Raw genomic sequence first — 17,138 nt, 5'->3', positions numbered from 1 at the left:
TTTGCGCTTAACTTCCCGACAAATTATTTTAATATTTAAAATAATTAGCCAGAAGTTAATAAATATCGTCATCTATACAAAACCGGATTTCTGTTCCGATTCTGGATTTACACCCCGGGGCCATAGATTTTCAGTATCTCTTCTGTATACACGCCCGGCTTCTCATAAACGATCAGAGGTTTTTCCACTGTGATCCTTGAATTGCCGCCTTTTAAGGCCTCAATAAGGACCATATTCGGTTCCCGGTCTTTAAAGGGATAAACAAGCTGCATTCTTTTTGGTTCCAGTTTATACCTGGTAAGCACCTGAAAAATTTCTACCAGCCGAAACGGCCGGTGTACCATATAAAAACGTCCTCTGTCCTTTAACACCTTTGCAGTCTGACTGACCACATCCTCCAGAGTGCAGAGGATTTCGTGTCTGGCAATCGCCTTTGCCATATAGGGATTCTGCAGTCCATGCTGTCCGATCATATAAGGCGGATTGCTTGTTACCGCATGAAAAGAAGCTGCTCCGAAAATTTCAGCAGCCTCTTTAATATCACCGCAGACAATATCAATGTCCTGTTCCAGACCGTTATAAGCTACGCTTCTCTGCGCCAGCTCCGCACATTCTTCCTGTATCTCCAAACCGGTAAAATGTCCTCCCGGTGTCTTTGCTTTCAGAAGAACAGGAATAATCCCTGTGCCGGTTCCCATATCCAGAACATGTTCATCATTTTTTATTTTTGCAAAACCAGAGAGCAGAACCGCATCCATTCCAAAACAGAATTTTTGCGGATTCTGAATCACATAATATCCATTTTGGAGATCATCTACGCGTTCCCCCGGCATTACCAGACTGTCCCGCTGATTATTTTCCATGAGATTTGGAATCTCCTTCTTTATCTTCCAGCCGTTCCAGCTCTTTCATTTCCTTTTCAGAAATCTTTACTTTTTTCTTTCTGGGACGGAATTTCAGCTCTTCTACCGGATACTCCTGAATTTCTTTTTCATCATTGACTTCCACAATTACCTTTACCAGCTGTCTCAGTACATTGACGCTGTGAACAGTTCCCTGAAGTCCGTCTGGCAAGGTCACCGTATCACCTGTTCCAGGAAGCTTTTTGTTCAGCTCCTCATAAGTTTCCTGTTCATTTTTCAGGCAGCACATCAGTCTTCCGCATACTCCGGAAATCTTTGTCTGATTCAGAGAAAGATTCTGCTCTTTTGCCATCTTGATCGATACAGGTGCAAATTCAGAAAGATACGTATGACAGCACAGACATCTTCCGCAGATTCCGATTCCGCCCAGGATTTTTGTCTCATCACGGACGCCGATCTGGCGAAGTTCAATTCTTGTTTTAAAAATAGCTGCCAGATCTTTTACAAGCTGACGGAAATCAATTCTTCCGTCTGCAGTGAAATAAAACAGAACTTTGTTGTTATCAAAGGTATATTCTGCATCGATCAGTTTCATTTCCAGACCATGATCCCTGATTTTTTTCTGGCAGATTTTAAACGCTTCTTTTTCTTTCTGGCGATTCTGCTTCTCTCTTTCTTCATCTTCAGAAGTTGCCACGCGAAGGACTTCTTTCAGAGGATGGATCACCTCATCCTCTCCCACTTCTTTTGGCCCAAGCACTACTCTTCCGAACTCTATGCCTCTTGCAGTTTCAACGATCACATGATCGCCGATTTTCATTTTATATTCTTTTGGGTTAAAATAATATATTTTTCCGACATTCCGGAATCTGATACCTACTACTTTTGTCATTCTATCTCTCCCTGATCGTCAGGAACAACAGCTCAAGCGCAAGCTCAAAGTTTACGTTGGCACGGAGACGTACTTTTGTTTTTTCCAGTGCCTCCAGGATTTTTTCCAGATTCTCATAGGAGCGCTGACTGGCCTGTTCCTTGATATAATTAATTTCCTGCTTAAATACCAGATTATCAATCTCTCTGGTCGCCTTAAACATCAGGACATCTCTGAACCAGAACTGGAAAATATCCAGATAATCGTCGATACTTTGTTTTTCTCCGGATAAAAGTTTAATTTCATCCGCCAGCTCATAAACCTCCATAGAATTTGCATTTTTCAGGATTTTCAGAGCATTTTGTGTAATATTGGAAAATTCCTCCGAGGTAGCTGCTTCCTTTGCTTTTCCTATACTTCCCTGTGCAAAGCTTGCATCTATCTCCGCCTGATAATCCGGCACATGAAGACGTTCCATCAGATATTTTTTTACAAGGCTGTCATCCACAACCTTCAGATCCAGTCTGACGCAGCGTGACTGAATGGTCGGCAGCATTGCGTCTGCATTGCTTGTAAGCAGCATGATCACCGCATACTCAGGCGGCTCCTCAATTGTTTTTAAAAGAGCATTCTGGGCCTGTACTGTCATAAGCTCCGCATCCGGGATAATATAGATTTTATAAGGGCTGCAGTATGGTTTTACCGCTACATCATAAATCACCTGTTCTCTGATCTCATCAATACTGATTGTTCCCGGCTTTTCATGATTTACCATAATGATATCAGGATGATTCTTGCCCATAGCCTTTTTGCATGAGTCGCATTTCTGGCAGGGTTCTGTTCCGCCCTGCTCACACTGAAGAGTCATTGCATAGGTTGTTGCAAGAAGCTTTTTTCCTGATCCGGGTCTTCCGGTAAAAATATAAGAATGGGAAACTTTCCCTGTTTTCATTGCATTCTTTAAATGCCTGATAATTTCTTCATGTCCAATAATATTATTAAAACCAGCCATTCAGAATCACCTCACTTTTTCGCGTTTATCTTTATCCTGATAAATCACATTATATCATATTTTGTCTGTTAATAAAAAGTGTTTTTGCTTATGTCACAGATTTTATATATTTTATAATATTTCTGACACAATTATCCAGATCATCATTTTCGAACCGGATCCGGATACCTGCTGCAAGGATATTCTCCTCCGAAAAATCCTCCTGATCTGCCAGAAACCTGCGGCACATTTCTGCATACCTGGGATTTTCCTGCTGCTTCTCCCTGATAAGCGCCCTCTGAAGCCGTTCTCCGTCCTCTACCTGAATATATATCGGGCAGACTGTTTCCTCCCCGTAATATTCTTTCATTTTACGGTAGGATTCCAGAGTTCCGATCCCCAGATAATCTGTTCCCTGTGGATTGATCTGTCCGTCATCTGCAGTAAAATAAGTCCAGATTCCGTGAACCGTATGATAAGCTCTTGATTCAATCAGCCTGTTGGTTTTTCGGAATTCCTCCAGCTTATTCTCATCTGTAAAATAATACTCTCTGCCGTTTTCTTCGCCTGCCCGTATGGGACGGGTGGTATAAAGCACCAGTCTTTTCAGTCCAAGGCTCTCGTCTTTGGAAAGAATGGAGTAAATCCTGTCCTTACCGGAAGCACTCTTTCCCATAATATAAAAAATCTTTCCCATTATTCCTGTATTTTAACCTTTCCCTCAGATCTTTTTGGTACGATCTCTCTTGTATCTCTGGCAAGAACAAGAATCGTACTGTCTGACATATCACTGAGCCCCTGGAGCTCCAGTCCCTGCTCCAGATATCTTTTCATATTTTTTATCAGGAGTCCGGTAATCTGCTCCCCGGGTACAACAAGAGGGATTCCCGGAGGATAAAGGTACGCAAACTCCACAGATATTCTTCCAATGCTTTCTTCCAGAGTACATCTTTCACTTAAAGCATCCATAGCGCATGAAATTCTCATAAGGGAATTCAGCTCCGCACATCGGCACCTTTCTTTTTTAACAGCTTCCTCACTGTATTTTAACGAGTCCCGGCTGTCAATTTCTTCAACAGCTCTGCACAGTCTGTCAAATCCTTCTTCCGTATCGCCCACAGAAGTCAGGGCAATCACATAATTTTCTGCTTCCATTTCTATTTCCAGATGGAAGTCCTGCCTCAGAACTTCTGCAAGCTGTCTTCCGTTCATGTTACTGTGTACTGTAGAAAGGATGATTTTTGATCTGTCTGCATCAAATACATTCATAGCCGGATCTCCCGGCTCCACAAGCCGGATACAGGAGCCTTTTCGGAGCCGCTTCCTGGCTCTTTCCAGATTCTCAGTATATTCCGCAAACATCCTCTGTCCATCCTGTTCTATTTTGTACATACAGGCATCCATAGAAGCCATAAGAACATAGGATGGGCTGCTGGTCTGATAGATTCCCAGAAATCTTACCAGAAGATTTCTGTCCACCCTTTCACTGCACCTGTGAAGAAGAGCTGTCTGAGTCATGGAAGGCAGGGTTTTATGCAGACTGTGGATCACAATATCCGCCCCAAGCTCTGCTGCCGACACAGGAAAATAATCAGAAAAACAAAAATGCGCTCCATGGGCTTCATCTACGATCAGAGGAATATTATGACTGTGAGTAATCTCTGCAATTGTTTTTATATCAGATACAATTCCATCATAGGTAGGTGAGGTCAGAAGGACTGCTTCGATATCCGGATTTTCATCAAGGCATCTTTCCACACGCTGCGGAGAAATTCCTCCGTTTATCCCCAGTTCTGCATCCTCATGTGGATAAATATAGGAAACCTTCAGATCACGAAGATAAGCTGCATGATAAACTGCTTTGTGACAGTTCCTTGCGATCAAAATATGTCCGCCTTTTTTTACAGCAGCAGATACGGCTGCCAGAATTGCCCCGGTGCTTCCATTGATACAGAAAAAACTCTCCTGTACCTGATAGAGCCGGGCGGCGTTTTCCTGTGCTTCCTTTAAAATTGTTTCCGGATGATGAAGATTATCAAATCCGTTGATCTCCGTAATATCCTGTTGTACAGAAAAATCCCCTGCCACAGACAGGGGATTTCTCTTATGTCCCGGCATGTGGAAGGGATAGAAATCTGATTTCCCATACGCTTCCAGTTTTTTATATAATCTGTCCATTGATCTCCCTTTCTTTACAGCAGATTCAGTAAAGTAATAAGTGTTCCCATTATACTCTACCTTCAGACAGATGTCATCATGCCAGTTCTTTCTTTATAATTTTTATGAAATATTTATAATTTAATCTTGCTCATTGCAGCTTTATCGCATACAACTGTCACATCATTGTGAAGCTGAAGGATAGAAGCAGGAACCTCAGGTGTGATCGGGCCTGTAAATGCTTTTGCAATAATGTCTGCCTTGCCTTCGCCGGATGCCACAAGAAGGATTTTCTTTGCGCGCATAATGGTTCCGATTCCCATGGTGTAAGCCTGACGGGGAACGTCCTCTTCTTTCTCAAAGAATCTCTTATTTGCCTCAATGGTGCTCTCTGTCAGATCCACGCACTGAGTATTTTTGCAGAATTCTTTTGCAGGCTCGTTAAAACCGATATGTCCGTTATGTCCGATTCCAAGAAGCTGAAGGTCAACGCCGCCTGTAGCTTCTACAACAGCGTCATACTCGCGGCATGCTTTCTCGCTGTCCGGCTCCAGTCCGTTTGGCACAAAGGTTCTGCTCTTATCAATATTTACATGATCGAACAGATGAGTGTTCATAAAGTAACGATAGCTCTGGTCATTATCTCCGGAAAGTCCTCTGTACTCGTCAAGGTTTACGCTTGTAACCTGAGAGAAATCCAGATCTCCTTTTTTGTACCATTCTACAAGCTGAGCATAAGTTCCTTCCGGTGAAGATCCTGTAGCCAGTCCCAGAACACAGTCCGGCTTCATAATGATCTGTGCAGAAATAATGTTTGCTGCAATGCGGCTCATTGCCTTGTAGTCTTCTCCGCAATAAAATTTCATTTCAAAAATCCCCCTTTTCTTAGGATAAAATAATTGATATGTTCAGGACAGCTTCTACATCAGTCTGAGAAGCATATCTCCTGTACCTACATTATAACCGCTTGTGGCAAAAATTCCATTCATTTTTCCGGATGTTACAATAATAAGCGGAAGTTTTTCATGATCCACATACATTCTTCTTCCAAGAAGCTCAATGTGGTCTGCAAAGCAGTCATAATAAACCTGAATTTCCGGGAACATGGCAAGCGCCTTTTTCATTGTGGGATCCTGAAGCGCTGACTCACTCTGCACCACAAAGATAATACCGGAGCAGATTTTCCGGAAAGCTTCCGGCTGTTCCATCATTTCATTGAGAATATGTTCTGTAGGCTCTCTGCTTTCTTCCAGGAACATAAGAATATGCTTTCCTTCCGCAGTAAGCTCAGACGCCTTTACTTTTTCTGTGCCGGCTTCATCCTTACGCAGTTCAAATTCAGGAAGTTCAATATTTTCAAGCATATCCTCCAGATCTGCCTGTCTGAGGACAAGTGAAATTTCTTTCTTTTCTCCTGCTGCCATTGAAAAATAATATACATAAGCAAACATATTTCCGTTTGGCAGACGATTGGAGGTAATGATTCTGTACTCTCCCGGCTCCAGCTCTGCATTCAGAAGATCATCCTGCCATGTAAGACCTCCCAGACGAAGGGAAACATATTTTCCATTTTCCAGTCTGGCCATTGTCCAGTTCTGGAAATATTTCCATACAGTTCCATCCCCTGACTTCAGTACAAGGCTGCAGCTCTTTTCTGCCTCCGGAAGGACAGGAACAAATCTTCCGTCTTTTCTGTATTCCATGGAACGGTCTTCCGGATTCAGTCTTGCCGGAATACCCAGGGTTCTTGCAATGGCAACAAAAAGAATTTTCTTTGAGAGAGTACTTCCCACTCCCATTTTCAGGCATCCGGAAGGTGTGGTGATCACACTTGCTCTTTCCTTATCCGGAAGAGAAATGATCTTTTTGTCAACAGCGGTCCAGATTGCTGCAGGATCTTCCCGGAAACCGGCTTTTTCTTCCTCAGAAAACTCTGCTTCCACAGCGGCTCTGTATTTCATCAGAACCTCATCATCCACTCTTGGATTCAGAACATACTTTACAAAAACAGAATGTTCCATATTTTCCTCATAAGGCGCCGCGTAAGCAAGATGCTCTTCCAGAACCTCTGCCACACAGTCTGTTCTGTCTTTTTCTGTAAGTGTTTCAAGAAGCTCTGCTCTCAGAGTACTTTCCTCGCAGTCTGACTCAGACACATTCTGAAGGAATTTTTCACATTCAGGATTTACCCGGTTTTCTGTCTTTGCTATTCTCTTTGCAGACGCTTTTTCCAGTCGGATATTTCCCTCTGCCGTCTGTTCCGGCGTAGGCATATCTGTATTTATCGGAGTATCCACCGGAGCGATCATGTCAATTTCTTTCCAGATGTTTTCCTGTCTGGAATTTTCTCCAAGAGTAACTTTGATTTCTTTTTGTTCTCTTGTATCAGCAAATACACATTCACAGAATTCCCCACAGGAAACCTGTACGGCCAGACTTCCCAGACCGGTTGTGAACCTGCATTTTCCGGCTTTGTCAGTAACTCCCTCTGCAACAGGAGATAATTCCGCATAGTTCAGAACCTGGAAGGATATCTCTGCGCCCTGAACCGGTTCGCCGTCTTTATCGCATACTTCCACTGTAAATTCTGTGACCTCTGCATACCGTGAAAGCTCATTGAGCATTGTCACCATTCCGTCTTTTCCAATGGTTTCCTCATCAGAAGAAGCCGGATCAAACCAGCGGGAATGAACCATCATTGCTCTTGAAGAGGCATTTGTAAACCATCCCTTATTCAGGATCGGAAGAGGTTCACAGGCTCCCAGAAAATACCACTTTCCATCATTCCAGATTTCTACCCAGGCATGATTGTCATCGCAGTGCGACCACTTTGGCGCATATACCTGGCGTGCCGGAATCCCCACACTCCTCATGGCATTTACCGTAAATACAGATTCCTCTCCACAGCGGCCGTTTCCTCTTCTGTAAACAGTAAGAGCAGAAAGTGTTCTGTCGTCTGTACAATGATAAGTAGCCTCCTGCGCGCACCAGTAATTTACCTCAATGGCAAAATCTTTTCTGCTGCATCCGTCCATAAGAGAAAGCTTTTCGTTCTCTTCCATAAAGCTTCTGATCTCGTTATGGAATAATTCTCTGCAGGGCGCGATCTCTTCTTCATTCACTCTGTGATACAGCACGTAATTCAGAAAAATATCTTCCGGAAGAGATCTGACACCTTCCGCTTCTTTCCACAGCCTTACACTGTTCTCTGCATAATCAAGAAATACCTTAAAAGAATAATTCCCTATATCGCTGCAGGGCATTGTCATATAAAGATATTTCAAAGCAAGAGCCGTTTCCGGCTCCTGCTTTTCTATTTGTTTATCTGTCTCCTCAAATACACCGGGAAACTGTTCTTTTATTTTTTTATAACCTTCCAGAATTCTCTCCCGGTTTTCTTTCAGAAATTCACTCATATTGTCCCTTTCCTGTCCGGTATCTCACAGACATACAGGTATATTTCAATTTCTGCCGCAGAATCCGTCAAGCACCTGTCTTGCTCTGCGTACAGCCTCTTCATCAGTTCTCCAGATCTCATACTCGCTGAGAGACGGAAGCCCCATATTCACTCCTTCTCTGCGGTATTCCATTTCACTGTCCATAGTAACCTTGCCGGACATATGGAACGCTGTGGCTCCTGTTTTTGGCTGAAGCTCACGGATCACATCTGCATTCACTCCGCTTCCAACCTGGATCGTGATTCTTCCGGCGCTCTTTTCTACAAGATCTTTAAGAAGGTCTGCTCCGGCAGTACAGATATTTTTCTGTCCTGATGTAAGAATTGTATCAATTCCAAGGGAAATTGCCTGTTCCATTGTTTCATAAGGATCTGCGCACACATCAAACGCTCTGTGAAGAGTGACAGACATTCCCTCTGCATCTTCCATCAGACGCTTCATCTGTTCCATATTCAGAGTTCCATCAGGCTTCAGGATTCCAATAACAACGCCTTCTGCTCCAAGTCTGCGAAATTCTTTCACCGCCTCGCGGATCAGGATAAATTCTTCATCTGTGTAGCAGAAATCACCAAATCTCGGACGGATCAGAGCATGGATCCTGATATCTGTATGCTTCCGGATTTCCTGAAACAGCCACGGATTAGGAGTTGTTCCTCCGATGACCAGACTGCCGCACAGCTCCAGCCGGTCTGCGCCGCCTTTTGCTGCTGCCAGTGCAGACTCCACTGAATCCACACATGCTTCTAAAATAAAATCAGCCATATATCCTCCTTATTGCCCGTTTTTGCAGGCATCCAGATAAAGATTCTTTATTTTGCAGCATTTATACCAGCCTGACCCCGGATGCCTCCAGCGTCCTCACGATCGTACTGTCCGGATACTCGTCTGTTACGATTCCGTTTATATCGTCAAAATGCGCAAATTTATATGAATCATTAAAATAAAATTTTTCTTTTTCCATTACAACGTACTTATGTCTGCTGCTGTTGATCACAGCTTTTTTGGTCAGCCCGTCCTCCACTCCCAGAGTAGTGACCGTACAGTCAACCATATCCACACCGCAGCTTCCCAGAAAGGCTCTGTCAAAGCTGTACTGCTTCAATACCTCTATGGTTGCCGCTCCCATAAAACCGTTTACCCCCTGATACATGGTTCCTCCTGTACCAATGACAGTTATCATGGGATTCTGCACAAGAATCTGCAGAATATCAATCATATTGCTTACAACAACAACCTTTATCCTGGAGGCAGCAAGAAGTTTGGCAAGCTCAATATTGGTTGTGGAAATATCCAGAAAAACGGTCTCGTTGCTTTTGATAAGTCCAAAAGCCTTTTCTGCTATAATCTTCTTTTTGTCCAGATGATAATTTCGTCTGTCAATAACGTCTCTCTGGAGGGGGTAATCCTGAGACATGATCGCCCCTCCATAGGTTCTTTTCAGTTTTCCGGAATTTTCCAGGGTCTTCAGGTCTTTTCGGATACAGTCCTCTGATACATGAAATTTTTCACTGAGGGACTTTACCTTTACCTTACCCTTTTCCTGAAGACATCGTATAATAGCCGCCTGTCTTTCTTCTGTAAACATGAAATACCTCCTTTCCGTTAAGAGGTTTTTATGCTGTTACTCTTCTGTCAATATTACGTCAAGAACTGTATCTGTCTGATCCGGCAGAACAGGATCCAGACCCAGATCTGCAAATACAATATCCGGATAGTCGCTATGTACCCAGCTTGTTGATACAGGCACCTCAGCGCCTGTTGCAAGATAACGGATTCCCTTCAGACGGTCTTTCGGCACTCCCAGAAGCGGAACCGGTCCGATAGTATTTTCAAAAAGATGGAAATAAACGTGATTGCCCTTAGCTGTAACACGTCCGTAATCCGGTTTTGCAATCTGGCTCTTTCCGCAGCCGTAAATACTCTCTCCGTTTTTCTTCATCCATTTACCGATCTCCTGAAGGATCTTCATGGATTCCTCAGGAATATTGCCCTTCACATCAGGACCTACGTTAAGAATGAGATTTCCGCCTTTGGAAACACATTCTACCAGCTTCTTGATCAGCATCGGAGCCGGTTTATAAAAATGATCGGTAGCACAATAGCCCCAGTGATTGTTCATAGTCACACAGGCTTCCCAGGCAATATCATTGCCCTCCACGTCCTGAATTCCATTTGGCGGAATCATCTGTTCAGGGCTTACAAAATCGCCGTGGTACGGGGTAGGCTTACATGCTGCCAGAGAACCGTAACCCTCGCCGCTGCACTCCAGACGGTTGTCGATGATCACTTCCGGCTGAAGACTTCTTACCATATCCATAAGCTCTGTTGCTCTCCATGCCTCTCCTCTGAGATCATCATAGGAAAAGTCAAACCACAGAATATCAATTTTTCCATAGTTGGTGCAGATTTCACGGATCTGGTTATGCATATAGGTCAGATAATTGTCAAAGTTACGTCCGTCGTTTTTGTATGCCGGATTATTTCTCATGGGATGCTGTCTGTCTCCGTAATGAGGATAATCGTCATGATACCAGTCAATAATCGTAAAGTAAATTCCTACCTTCAGACCTTCTGCGCGAACAGCCTCCACATATTCTTTGATCAGGTCTCGTCCGCATTTTGTGTTTGTGGATTTGAAATCTGTGTACTGGCTGTCATAAAGGCAGAATCCGTCATGATGCTTTGCTGTAAGTACCACATATTTCATACCTGCTTCTTTTGCAGCCCGTGCCCATGCTCTCGGATCGTAATCAACAGGATCAAATTCCTCAAAATACTTCATATAGTCTTCTTTCGGAATTTCCTCTTCACTTCTTACCCATTCTCCTCTTGCCGGAATAGAATAAAGTCCCCAGTGGATAAACATACCGAATCTCGCATCCAGGTACCATTCCATTCTCTTGTTATACTCTTCTCTGTTAAATGTGTACATGACCTTCCTCCTGTGCAGGTTTTATTTTGTTGTTTCTTGCAGATCCGGATAATGACATTTTACAATATGTCCCGGTGCTACCTCTACCGGAGTAGGACGCTCTGTTTTACATTTTTCCGTACAGTGCGGGCAGCGTGTATGGAACAGACATCCGCTTGGCGGATTACTTGGACTTGGAAGATCCCCCTGCAGAATAATACGTTTGGACTTCTTGTCAGGATCCGGGATCGGAACTGCTGAAAGAAGCGCTCTTGTATATGGATGTCTCGGATTTGCGTAAAGCTCTTTTTTCGGCGCTGTCTCAACGATTGTTCCAAGATACATAACGCCGATTCTGTCTGAAATCATCTCCACAACGCTGAGGTCGTGAGAAATAAACAGATATGTAAGGTTATATTCCTTCTGAAGGTTCTGAAGGAGGTTCAGCACCTGCGCCTGGATGGAAACGTCAAGAGCAGATACCGGCTCATCGGCAATGATCAGTTTCGGCTGCACAGTAAGCGCTCTGGCAATACCGATACGCTGACGCTGTCCGCCGGAAAATTCATGAGGATAACGCTCTCCGTGAGATGGGCTTAAGCCTACAACCCCAAGAAGCTCATGAACCTTTTTCAGTCTCTCGCCTGCTGTCATATTGGTATGGATCAGAAGAGGCTCTCCGATCAAATCCTGAACCTTCATTCGCGGATTCAGAGAACCGTAGGGATCCTGGAATACCATCTGAATGTCAGATCTTAAAGGGCGCATCTCATTGTCAGAGATTTTTGAAATATCTTTTCCTTCAAACCAGATCTCACCTGTATCCGGTGTGATCAGATGATCGATCAGTTTACCTGTTGTAGATTTACCGCAGCCGGACTCTCCTACCAGAGAAAAAGTCTCTCCCGGCATAATGTCAAAGGAAACGTCGTTTACTGCGTGAACGAATTTTTTCTTTCCAAACATCCCCTTATTAGCAGAAAATGTTTTTGATATGTTTTTTACAGATACTAATGCTTCGCTCATGATCAATTACGCCTCCTTTCCAAGATCATTCATATGGTGGCATCTGCATTTATGAATACCTTCCACTGTCATAAGCTCCGGTTCTTTTTCTCTGCAGATATCTGTTGCGTACTTACATCTCGGTGCAAATTTGCAGCCCTTTGGCATTACGGAAAGATCCGGTACGCTTCCCGGAATAGACGGAAGTGATTCCACTCCGCTTCCCAGCTTCGGCACAGAAGCGATCAGCCCCTGTGTATACGGATGTTTTGGTGCAGAGAACAGTTCTTTTACAGGAGCTTCCTCTACAATACGTCCTGCATACATAACAACTACGCGGCTGCACATTTCGGCTACAACACCAAGGTCATGTGTGATCATCAGGATTCCTGTATTTTTCTTTTCACGGATTTCTTCCATAAGCTCAAGGATCTGCGCCTGAATGGTAACGTCAAGAGCAGTTGTGGGCTCGTCTGCGATCAGCAGCTCCGGCTCACAGGACATGGCCATTGCGATCATTACACGCTGGCACATACCGCCGGAAAGCTGATGGGGATAGCTCTTCAGAGTCATATCCGGCTCAGGAATACCTACGGATTTCAGTACATCATATGCTCTCTGATGAGCCTGTTCTTTTGTAAAATCATTATGAAGCAGAATTGCCTCTGTAAGCTGCTTCTCTATTTTCATACATGGGTTCAGAGAGTTCATCGGCTCCTGGAAGATCATTGCAACTTCTCTTCCGCGGATATTTCTCATACCCTTTTTATCTTCTTTCAGAAGGTCTGTTCCGTTCAGAATAACCTCACCGTTGGAAATCTTACTGTTTCTTGCAAGAAGACGCATAACTGACAGGGAGGTTACTGATTTACCGCAGCCGGATTCTCCTACCAGACCAAGGATTTCTCCTCTTTCAATAGAAAAAGAAACATTATTTACGGCTGTTACCCATGTTTTGTCCCGCTTAAATTCTGTGCGGAGATTTTTTACTTCCAATAATTTTTCTGCCATGGTTTTTCCTCCTAGTTCATCTTCGGATCCAGAGTATCCCTGAGACCGTCTCCAAGCAGGTTGAATGCAAGAACAGTAAGGAAGATCAGGATACCAGGAAACAGTACCATATGCGGAGCTGTGTTCAGATAGTTACGTCCAAGTGAAAGCATTGCGCCCCAGTCAGGCTCTGTAACATTTGCTCCGAATCCCAGGAAACTCAGGGATGATGCAGCAAGGATTGCTGTACCGATACGCATGGTAAAGTTTACGATCATAGACTGAATAGTTCCAGGGAATACATGGACAAACAGAATTCTGCTGTTCTTACATCCCAGTGAACGGGCAACCTCAACATAAAGAGACTGCTTTACGGAAATTGTTGCGCTTCGTATGATACGGGCAAAGGATGGAACCGTAAACACCGCAACAGCGATCATAACGTTTACCATACCTGGTCCGATAATAGCAACAACTGCGATTGCAAGAAGGATGTCCGGAAATGCAAAAAGCACATCACAGCATCTCATGATCAGGGAATCAACAAAACCACCGTAGAAACCAGCGATCAGTCCCAGAATAACGCCGCCGGCTGTTCCGATAACTGTAGCGATCAGAGCGCAGGAAAGGGACAGTCTGGAACCTACCATCAGACGGCTGAATACATCCTGGCCAAACTCATCTGTACCCCAGATATGAGCAGAGCTTGGTCCCTGAAGAAGGGCTGTGTAATCCGGCTGATCCGGTGCGTAAGGAACAACAAGCGGTGCAATAATTGCCATTAAAACAATAAACAGAATAAAAACAAGAGAAACAACTGCTGTTTTTCGCTTCATAAACTTTTTGGTAAATTCTTTTACCTTACTCTGCGCCTTAGGAAGCTCTTCAGCAGCAGCAAATTTGTTCTGATCTAAATTTGTATTTGTCTGTGCCATCTTTTTTCCTCCTAATTATAACGAATTTTCGGGTTGATGACTCCGTAAAGAACATCCACGATCAGGTTGATGACAATATACTCTGCTGCAAAGAACAGAAGCAGAGCCTGTACTACCTTGTAATCTCGGAAGTTAATAGAGTCTACCAGCAGACGGCCAAGTCCCGGAATAGAGAATACGGTTTCTGCCATAACAGAACCTGAAAGAAGACCGCCGATCTGAAGTCCGGCAACTGTAATAATCTCAATAAGAGAGTTTTTAAATGCATGACGCATAACAACAAGAGTTTCCTTTAAGCCTTTTGCACGGGCTGTTCGAACATAATCCTCACGCATGGTCTCCAGCATGGTAGATCTGGTAAATCGTCCCAAAACCGCCATGATTCCGGCGCCCATGGTAAGTGACGGAAGGATGTAGCTCTGCCAGGAATCCAGTCCTCCGGTAGGAAGCCACTGAAGAGCAACAGAAAAGCCCTGGATCAGCTCAAGTCCCAGCCAGAAGCTTGGCACCGATATACCCGATATGGCAATGATCATTCCGATATAATCAAGAGTTCTTCCATGAAATACTGCTGATATGATACCAAGCGCAATACCGATAATAGTCGCCCAGATCATTGCAGATACTGTGAGCATGATTGTTGGTTTCATTCTGGGAGCGATTGTCTCAACAACAGTTTTTCCGTTTTTGATGGAATCGCCAAGGTCTCCGGTAAAAAGACCTTTCATATATTTTCCATACTGTACAAGCAGAGGATCATTCAGTCCCAGCTGCTCTCTTACAACTTCTACGTCTTCCTTAGTTGCATCCTGTCCTGCGATCATTCTGGCCGGATCACCGGGAATCATATGTATAAACATAAATATTACAAATGAAATCACAAGAAGGAGAGGGATTGCGCTTGCAACACGCTTACAAAAATATTTGCCCATTCTTTTGCCTCCAGTCTGAGTTATAAAAAATAATCACTGTCCATAGTCACAAAAACTGCCGTCCCCACATCTGTGAATGGTCACAGACAGTTGAACGGCAGTTTTCTGCTAAGAACCTTTATGTTCTGTTACATACTTCTGCGGCGCCTGTCGCCCCAGTTAAATATTTACTTTTTAAATATTCTTTTACTGAGCAAGCACTGCGTTAGTGAAGTTAAATGCTCCGTCCGGAGATACATATGCGCCGGAGAGATAAGATTTGGATGCATAGAGGATCTGATCGTTTCCAAGGAACAGCCACGGAGCAGCTTCCCATGCGATTGTCTGAGCCTCGCCATAAATCTCAGCCTGTTTGTCCGGATCAGCAGTTGCAAGACCTTCATCTAACAGTTTGTCAAAGTCTTCGTTTACGAAATATGCTGTGTTTGCACTTGTAGGAGGTACCATGTCGCTGTGAAGCAGGGAACGAACAGAACCATCCATAGTGAAATCAGATGCGGACCAGTTTACATACCACATATTAACTTCTGCTTCTTCCTGATCTACATAGATCTTGTCATTCAGTGTTGCAGGCTCCATAGGAAGAACCTCAACGTCAATGTTGATCTGAGCAAGCATCTGTTTGATAAATGTCATACCTTTTACTTCCTGAGTGGAGTTATCTCCCCAGAGTGTAAGCTTGAAGCCATCCTCATATCCGGCTTCTTTCATAAGCTCTTTTGCTTTTTCAAGGTCATAAGTATAAGGAGTCTGCTCCTTGTAACCTCCGATAATAGAAGGAACGATAGAAGTTGCAGGTTTTGCATATCCGGAATACATAAGCTGAACATATGCGTCTTTATCAATAGCGTAGTTCATAGCCTGACGTACTTTTTCATCTTTCAGCTCCGGAACGTTCATGTTCAGAGTTACATATCTCATGATGTTGGAGTCTGCTGCCAGTACGTTTACATCATCGTTTCCTTTGATTGCTTCGATCTGGTCTGCAGGCATCGGATAAACGAGATCAGCCTCGCCTGTCTGAAGCATAGCGGTACGGGAACCTGCCTCCGGAACCTCTTTAATAGTAACAGTATCTACAGAAGCTTTTTCGCCCCAGTAATCTTCATTGCGCTCGAAAGTTGTGTGATCTCCCTCTTCCCACTCTGTGCAGATGAACGGGCCGGTTCCTACCGGATGGTTCATAATATCATTGCCGTACTCTTCAAGAGCAGCCGGGCTGATCATACAGATCTGTGTCATACGGTTGATAAACGGTGCCCATGGCTCAGTAAGCTTGAATACTACAGTGTAGTCATCCGGAGTCTCAATGCTTTCCACACGGTATGTCTCTGATCCGTCCTCTCCTGTTACAACAAAGGTTCTTCTCTGACGGAGATTGTTCTCTTTATCAATGATACGATCATAGTTTGCCTTTACTGCTGCCGCATTAAAGTCTGTTCCATCTGTAAACTTAACACCTTCACGGAGATGGAATGTATAGGTGAGGGAATCCTCGGAAACCTCATAGGACTCTGCAAGCTGTCCCTGAATTTCCTGGTTTTCATCAAAAGCTACTAACATTTCATAGCATCCGCGGGTTGCAGAGATCGCATTGGTATCCGGAATATTTGCCGGGTCCATGGAGCTTACGCTTCCCTCGATTGCGATCACCAGATCATTGTCCGGGGATTTCGCTTCTGTGTTGGTTGCCTTCAGTGCGTATCCGTCTTCTGCTGATGCGAATACTGTTGTGCCCATGGACAGTGTCATCACACCTGCCATAAGGGCTGCGAGAACTTTTTTACGATTCTTCATAAATCTTTCTCCTTTTTGTTTTTTTATTTGTTAATAAGTTACAATTTCGTTATGAAATATGGGTACAAAAAAAGCATCTCTTATTTTTTGCGTCTTGCAATGTTCTCATTATCTGATCTGATTCAACAGTTTGCCCCTTTGCATACTCATAAAAAATACTTTACCTTAATTCGATGTCCACAGTATAACAATTTTCTACATATTTGTCAATGATTTTTTATTATTTTT

Annotated in this window: 15 protein-coding genes; all 15 read right to left on the bottom strand. The window is 43.8% G+C overall.

The genetic code is table 11. The features are described from left to right. Positions 1 to 107: 107 nt before the first annotated feature. The 15 genes from NSA57_RS12530 to NSA57_RS12460 all read right to left on the bottom strand — a co-directional run bounded on the left by NSA57_RS12530 (position 108) and on the right by NSA57_RS12460 (position 16,910). The gene (locus tag NSA57_RS12530; RefSeq protein WP_257465006.1) at positions 108 to 863 is read right to left on the bottom strand and encodes a tRNA1(Val) (adenine(37)-N6)-methyltransferase; all 756 of its coding nucleotides are present in this window, start codon (positions 861 to 863) and stop codon (positions 108 to 110) included. After that, positions 853 to 1,755 carry a PSP1 domain-containing protein gene (locus NSA57_RS12525; protein ID WP_022067009.1) on the bottom strand — a complete coding sequence of 301 codons (903 nt, stop codon included), beginning with the start codon at positions 1,753 to 1,755 and terminating at the stop codon, positions 853 to 855. The genes NSA57_RS12530 and NSA57_RS12525 overlap by 11 nt, the downstream gene beginning before the upstream one ends. A 1-nt stretch (position 1,756) precedes the next feature. Next, entirely contained in the window at positions 1,757 to 2,746 is a 990-nt protein-coding gene (gene holB, locus NSA57_RS12520) for a DNA polymerase III subunit delta' (protein WP_173752934.1), read from the bottom strand. An 88-nt stretch (positions 2,747 to 2,834) separates the two neighbouring features. Further along, positions 2,835 to 3,422 carry a nucleoside/nucleotide kinase family protein gene (locus NSA57_RS12515; RefSeq protein WP_147598896.1) on the bottom strand — a complete coding sequence of 196 codons (588 nt, stop codon included), beginning with the start codon at positions 3,420 to 3,422 and terminating at the stop codon, positions 2,835 to 2,837. Then, on the bottom strand, positions 3,422 to 4,903 hold the full coding sequence (locus NSA57_RS12510; RefSeq protein WP_257465005.1) for an aminotransferase class I/II-fold pyridoxal phosphate-dependent enzyme: 1,482 nt from the start codon (positions 4,901 to 4,903) through the stop codon (positions 3,422 to 3,424). Before NSA57_RS12510 ends, NSA57_RS12515 begins: the two co-directional genes overlap by 1 nt. 113 nt (positions 4,904 to 5,016) lie before the next feature. Continuing rightward, entirely contained in the window at positions 5,017 to 5,748 is a 732-nt protein-coding gene (gene nagB / locus NSA57_RS12505; protein ID WP_022067013.1) for a glucosamine-6-phosphate deaminase, read from the bottom strand. A 54-nt stretch (positions 5,749 to 5,802) separates the two neighbouring features. After that, positions 5,803 to 8,298, bottom strand: coding sequence for a transglutaminase domain-containing protein (locus tag NSA57_RS12500; protein WP_257465004.1), 2,496 nt, complete (start codon positions 8,296 to 8,298; stop codon positions 5,803 to 5,805). A gap of 45 nt (positions 8,299 to 8,343) precedes the next feature. Then, positions 8,344 to 9,102, bottom strand: coding sequence for a copper homeostasis protein CutC (locus tag NSA57_RS12495; protein WP_257465003.1), 759 nt, complete (start codon positions 9,100 to 9,102; stop codon positions 8,344 to 8,346). 61 nt (positions 9,103 to 9,163) lie between these two features. After that, positions 9,164 to 9,925 (bottom strand): DeoR/GlpR family DNA-binding transcription regulator, encoded by a 762-nt coding sequence (locus NSA57_RS12490; RefSeq protein ID WP_147598892.1) that lies wholly within the window; start codon positions 9,923 to 9,925, stop codon positions 9,164 to 9,166. A gap of 36 nt (positions 9,926 to 9,961) precedes the next feature. Continuing rightward, the gene (locus NSA57_RS12485) at positions 9,962 to 11,272 is read right to left on the bottom strand and encodes an alpha-L-fucosidase (protein WP_022067017.1); all 1,311 of its coding nucleotides are present in this window, start codon (positions 11,270 to 11,272) and stop codon (positions 9,962 to 9,964) included. 21 nt (positions 11,273 to 11,293) lie between these two features. Continuing rightward, positions 11,294 to 12,277, bottom strand: coding sequence for an ABC transporter ATP-binding protein (locus tag NSA57_RS12480; RefSeq protein WP_022067018.1), 984 nt, complete (start codon positions 12,275 to 12,277; stop codon positions 11,294 to 11,296). A 6-nt stretch (positions 12,278 to 12,283) separates the two neighbouring features. Then, positions 12,284 to 13,267: an ABC transporter ATP-binding protein gene (locus NSA57_RS12475; protein ID WP_022067019.1), complete on the bottom strand. Its 984-nt coding sequence runs from the start codon at positions 13,265 to 13,267 to the stop codon at positions 12,284 to 12,286. 11 nt (positions 13,268 to 13,278) lie between these two features. Continuing rightward, positions 13,279 to 14,181, bottom strand: a complete 903-nt coding sequence (locus NSA57_RS12470) for an ABC transporter permease (protein WP_257465002.1) — start codon at positions 14,179 to 14,181, stop codon at positions 13,279 to 13,281. Positions 14,182 to 14,192: 11 nt separating this feature from the next. Further along, positions 14,193 to 15,113 (bottom strand): ABC transporter permease, encoded by a 921-nt coding sequence (locus NSA57_RS12465; protein ID WP_022067021.1) that lies wholly within the window; start codon positions 15,111 to 15,113, stop codon positions 14,193 to 14,195. A 186-nt stretch (positions 15,114 to 15,299) separates the two neighbouring features. After that, positions 15,300 to 16,910, bottom strand: a complete 1,611-nt coding sequence (locus NSA57_RS12460; protein ID WP_257465001.1) for a glutathione ABC transporter substrate-binding protein — start codon at positions 16,908 to 16,910, stop codon at positions 15,300 to 15,302. Positions 16,911 to 17,138: the final 228 nt, after the last annotated feature.

This window comes from Blautia caecimuris (genome assembly GCF_024622975.1).
Taxonomy (GTDB): Bacteria; Bacillota; Clostridia; order Lachnospirales; family Lachnospiraceae; genus Blautia_A; species Blautia_A caecimuris.
Note: the sequence above shows the minus strand (reverse complement) of the source record. Positions and strands in the feature narration are given on the sequence as shown.

Excerpts from the sequence above, each read along its gene's own strand:
- NSA57_RS12480 (WP_022067018.1), bottom strand. The coding sequence starts at position 12,277 with ATGAGCGAAGCATTAGTATCTGTAAAAAACATATCAAAAACATTTTCT.
- NSA57_RS12460 (WP_257465001.1), bottom strand. The coding sequence starts at position 16,910 with ATGAAGAATCGTAAAAAAGTTCTCGCAGCCCTTATGGCAGGTGTGATG.
- holB (WP_173752934.1), bottom strand. The coding sequence starts at position 2,746 with ATGGCTGGTTTTAATAATATTATTGGACATGAAGAAATTATCAGGCAT.
- NSA57_RS12510 (WP_257465005.1), bottom strand. The coding sequence starts at position 4,903 with ATGGACAGATTATATAAAAAACTGGAAGCGTATGGGAAATCAGATTTC.
- NSA57_RS12470 (WP_257465002.1), bottom strand. The coding sequence starts at position 14,181 with ATGGCACAGACAAATACAAATTTAGATCAGAACAAATTTGCTGCTGCT.
- NSA57_RS12485 (WP_022067017.1), bottom strand. The coding sequence starts at position 11,272 with ATGTACACATTTAACAGAGAAGAGTATAACAAGAGAATGGAATGGTAC.
- NSA57_RS12465 (WP_022067021.1), bottom strand. The coding sequence starts at position 15,113 with ATGGGCAAATATTTTTGTAAGCGTGTTGCAAGCGCAATCCCTCTCCTT.
- NSA57_RS12495 (WP_257465003.1), bottom strand. The coding sequence starts at position 9,102 with ATGGCTGATTTTATTTTAGAAGCATGTGTGGATTCAGTGGAGTCTGCA.
- NSA57_RS12525 (WP_022067009.1), bottom strand. The coding sequence starts at position 1,755 with ATGACAAAAGTAGTAGGTATCAGATTCCGGAATGTCGGAAAAATATAT.
- NSA57_RS12530 (WP_257465006.1), bottom strand. The coding sequence starts at position 863 with ATGGAAAATAATCAGCGGGACAGTCTGGTAATGCCGGGGGAACGCGTA.
- NSA57_RS12475 (WP_022067019.1), bottom strand. The coding sequence starts at position 13,267 with ATGGCAGAAAAATTATTGGAAGTAAAAAATCTCCGCACAGAATTTAAG.
- nagB (WP_022067013.1), bottom strand. The coding sequence starts at position 5,748 with ATGAAATTTTATTGCGGAGAAGACTACAAGGCAATGAGCCGCATTGCA.
- NSA57_RS12500 (WP_257465004.1), bottom strand. The coding sequence starts at position 8,298 with ATGAGTGAATTTCTGAAAGAAAACCGGGAGAGAATTCTGGAAGGTTAT.
- NSA57_RS12515 (WP_147598896.1), bottom strand. The coding sequence starts at position 3,422 with ATGGGAAAGATTTTTTATATTATGGGAAAGAGTGCTTCCGGTAAGGAC.
- NSA57_RS12490 (WP_147598892.1), bottom strand. The coding sequence starts at position 9,925 with ATGTTTACAGAAGAAAGACAGGCGGCTATTATACGATGTCTTCAGGAA.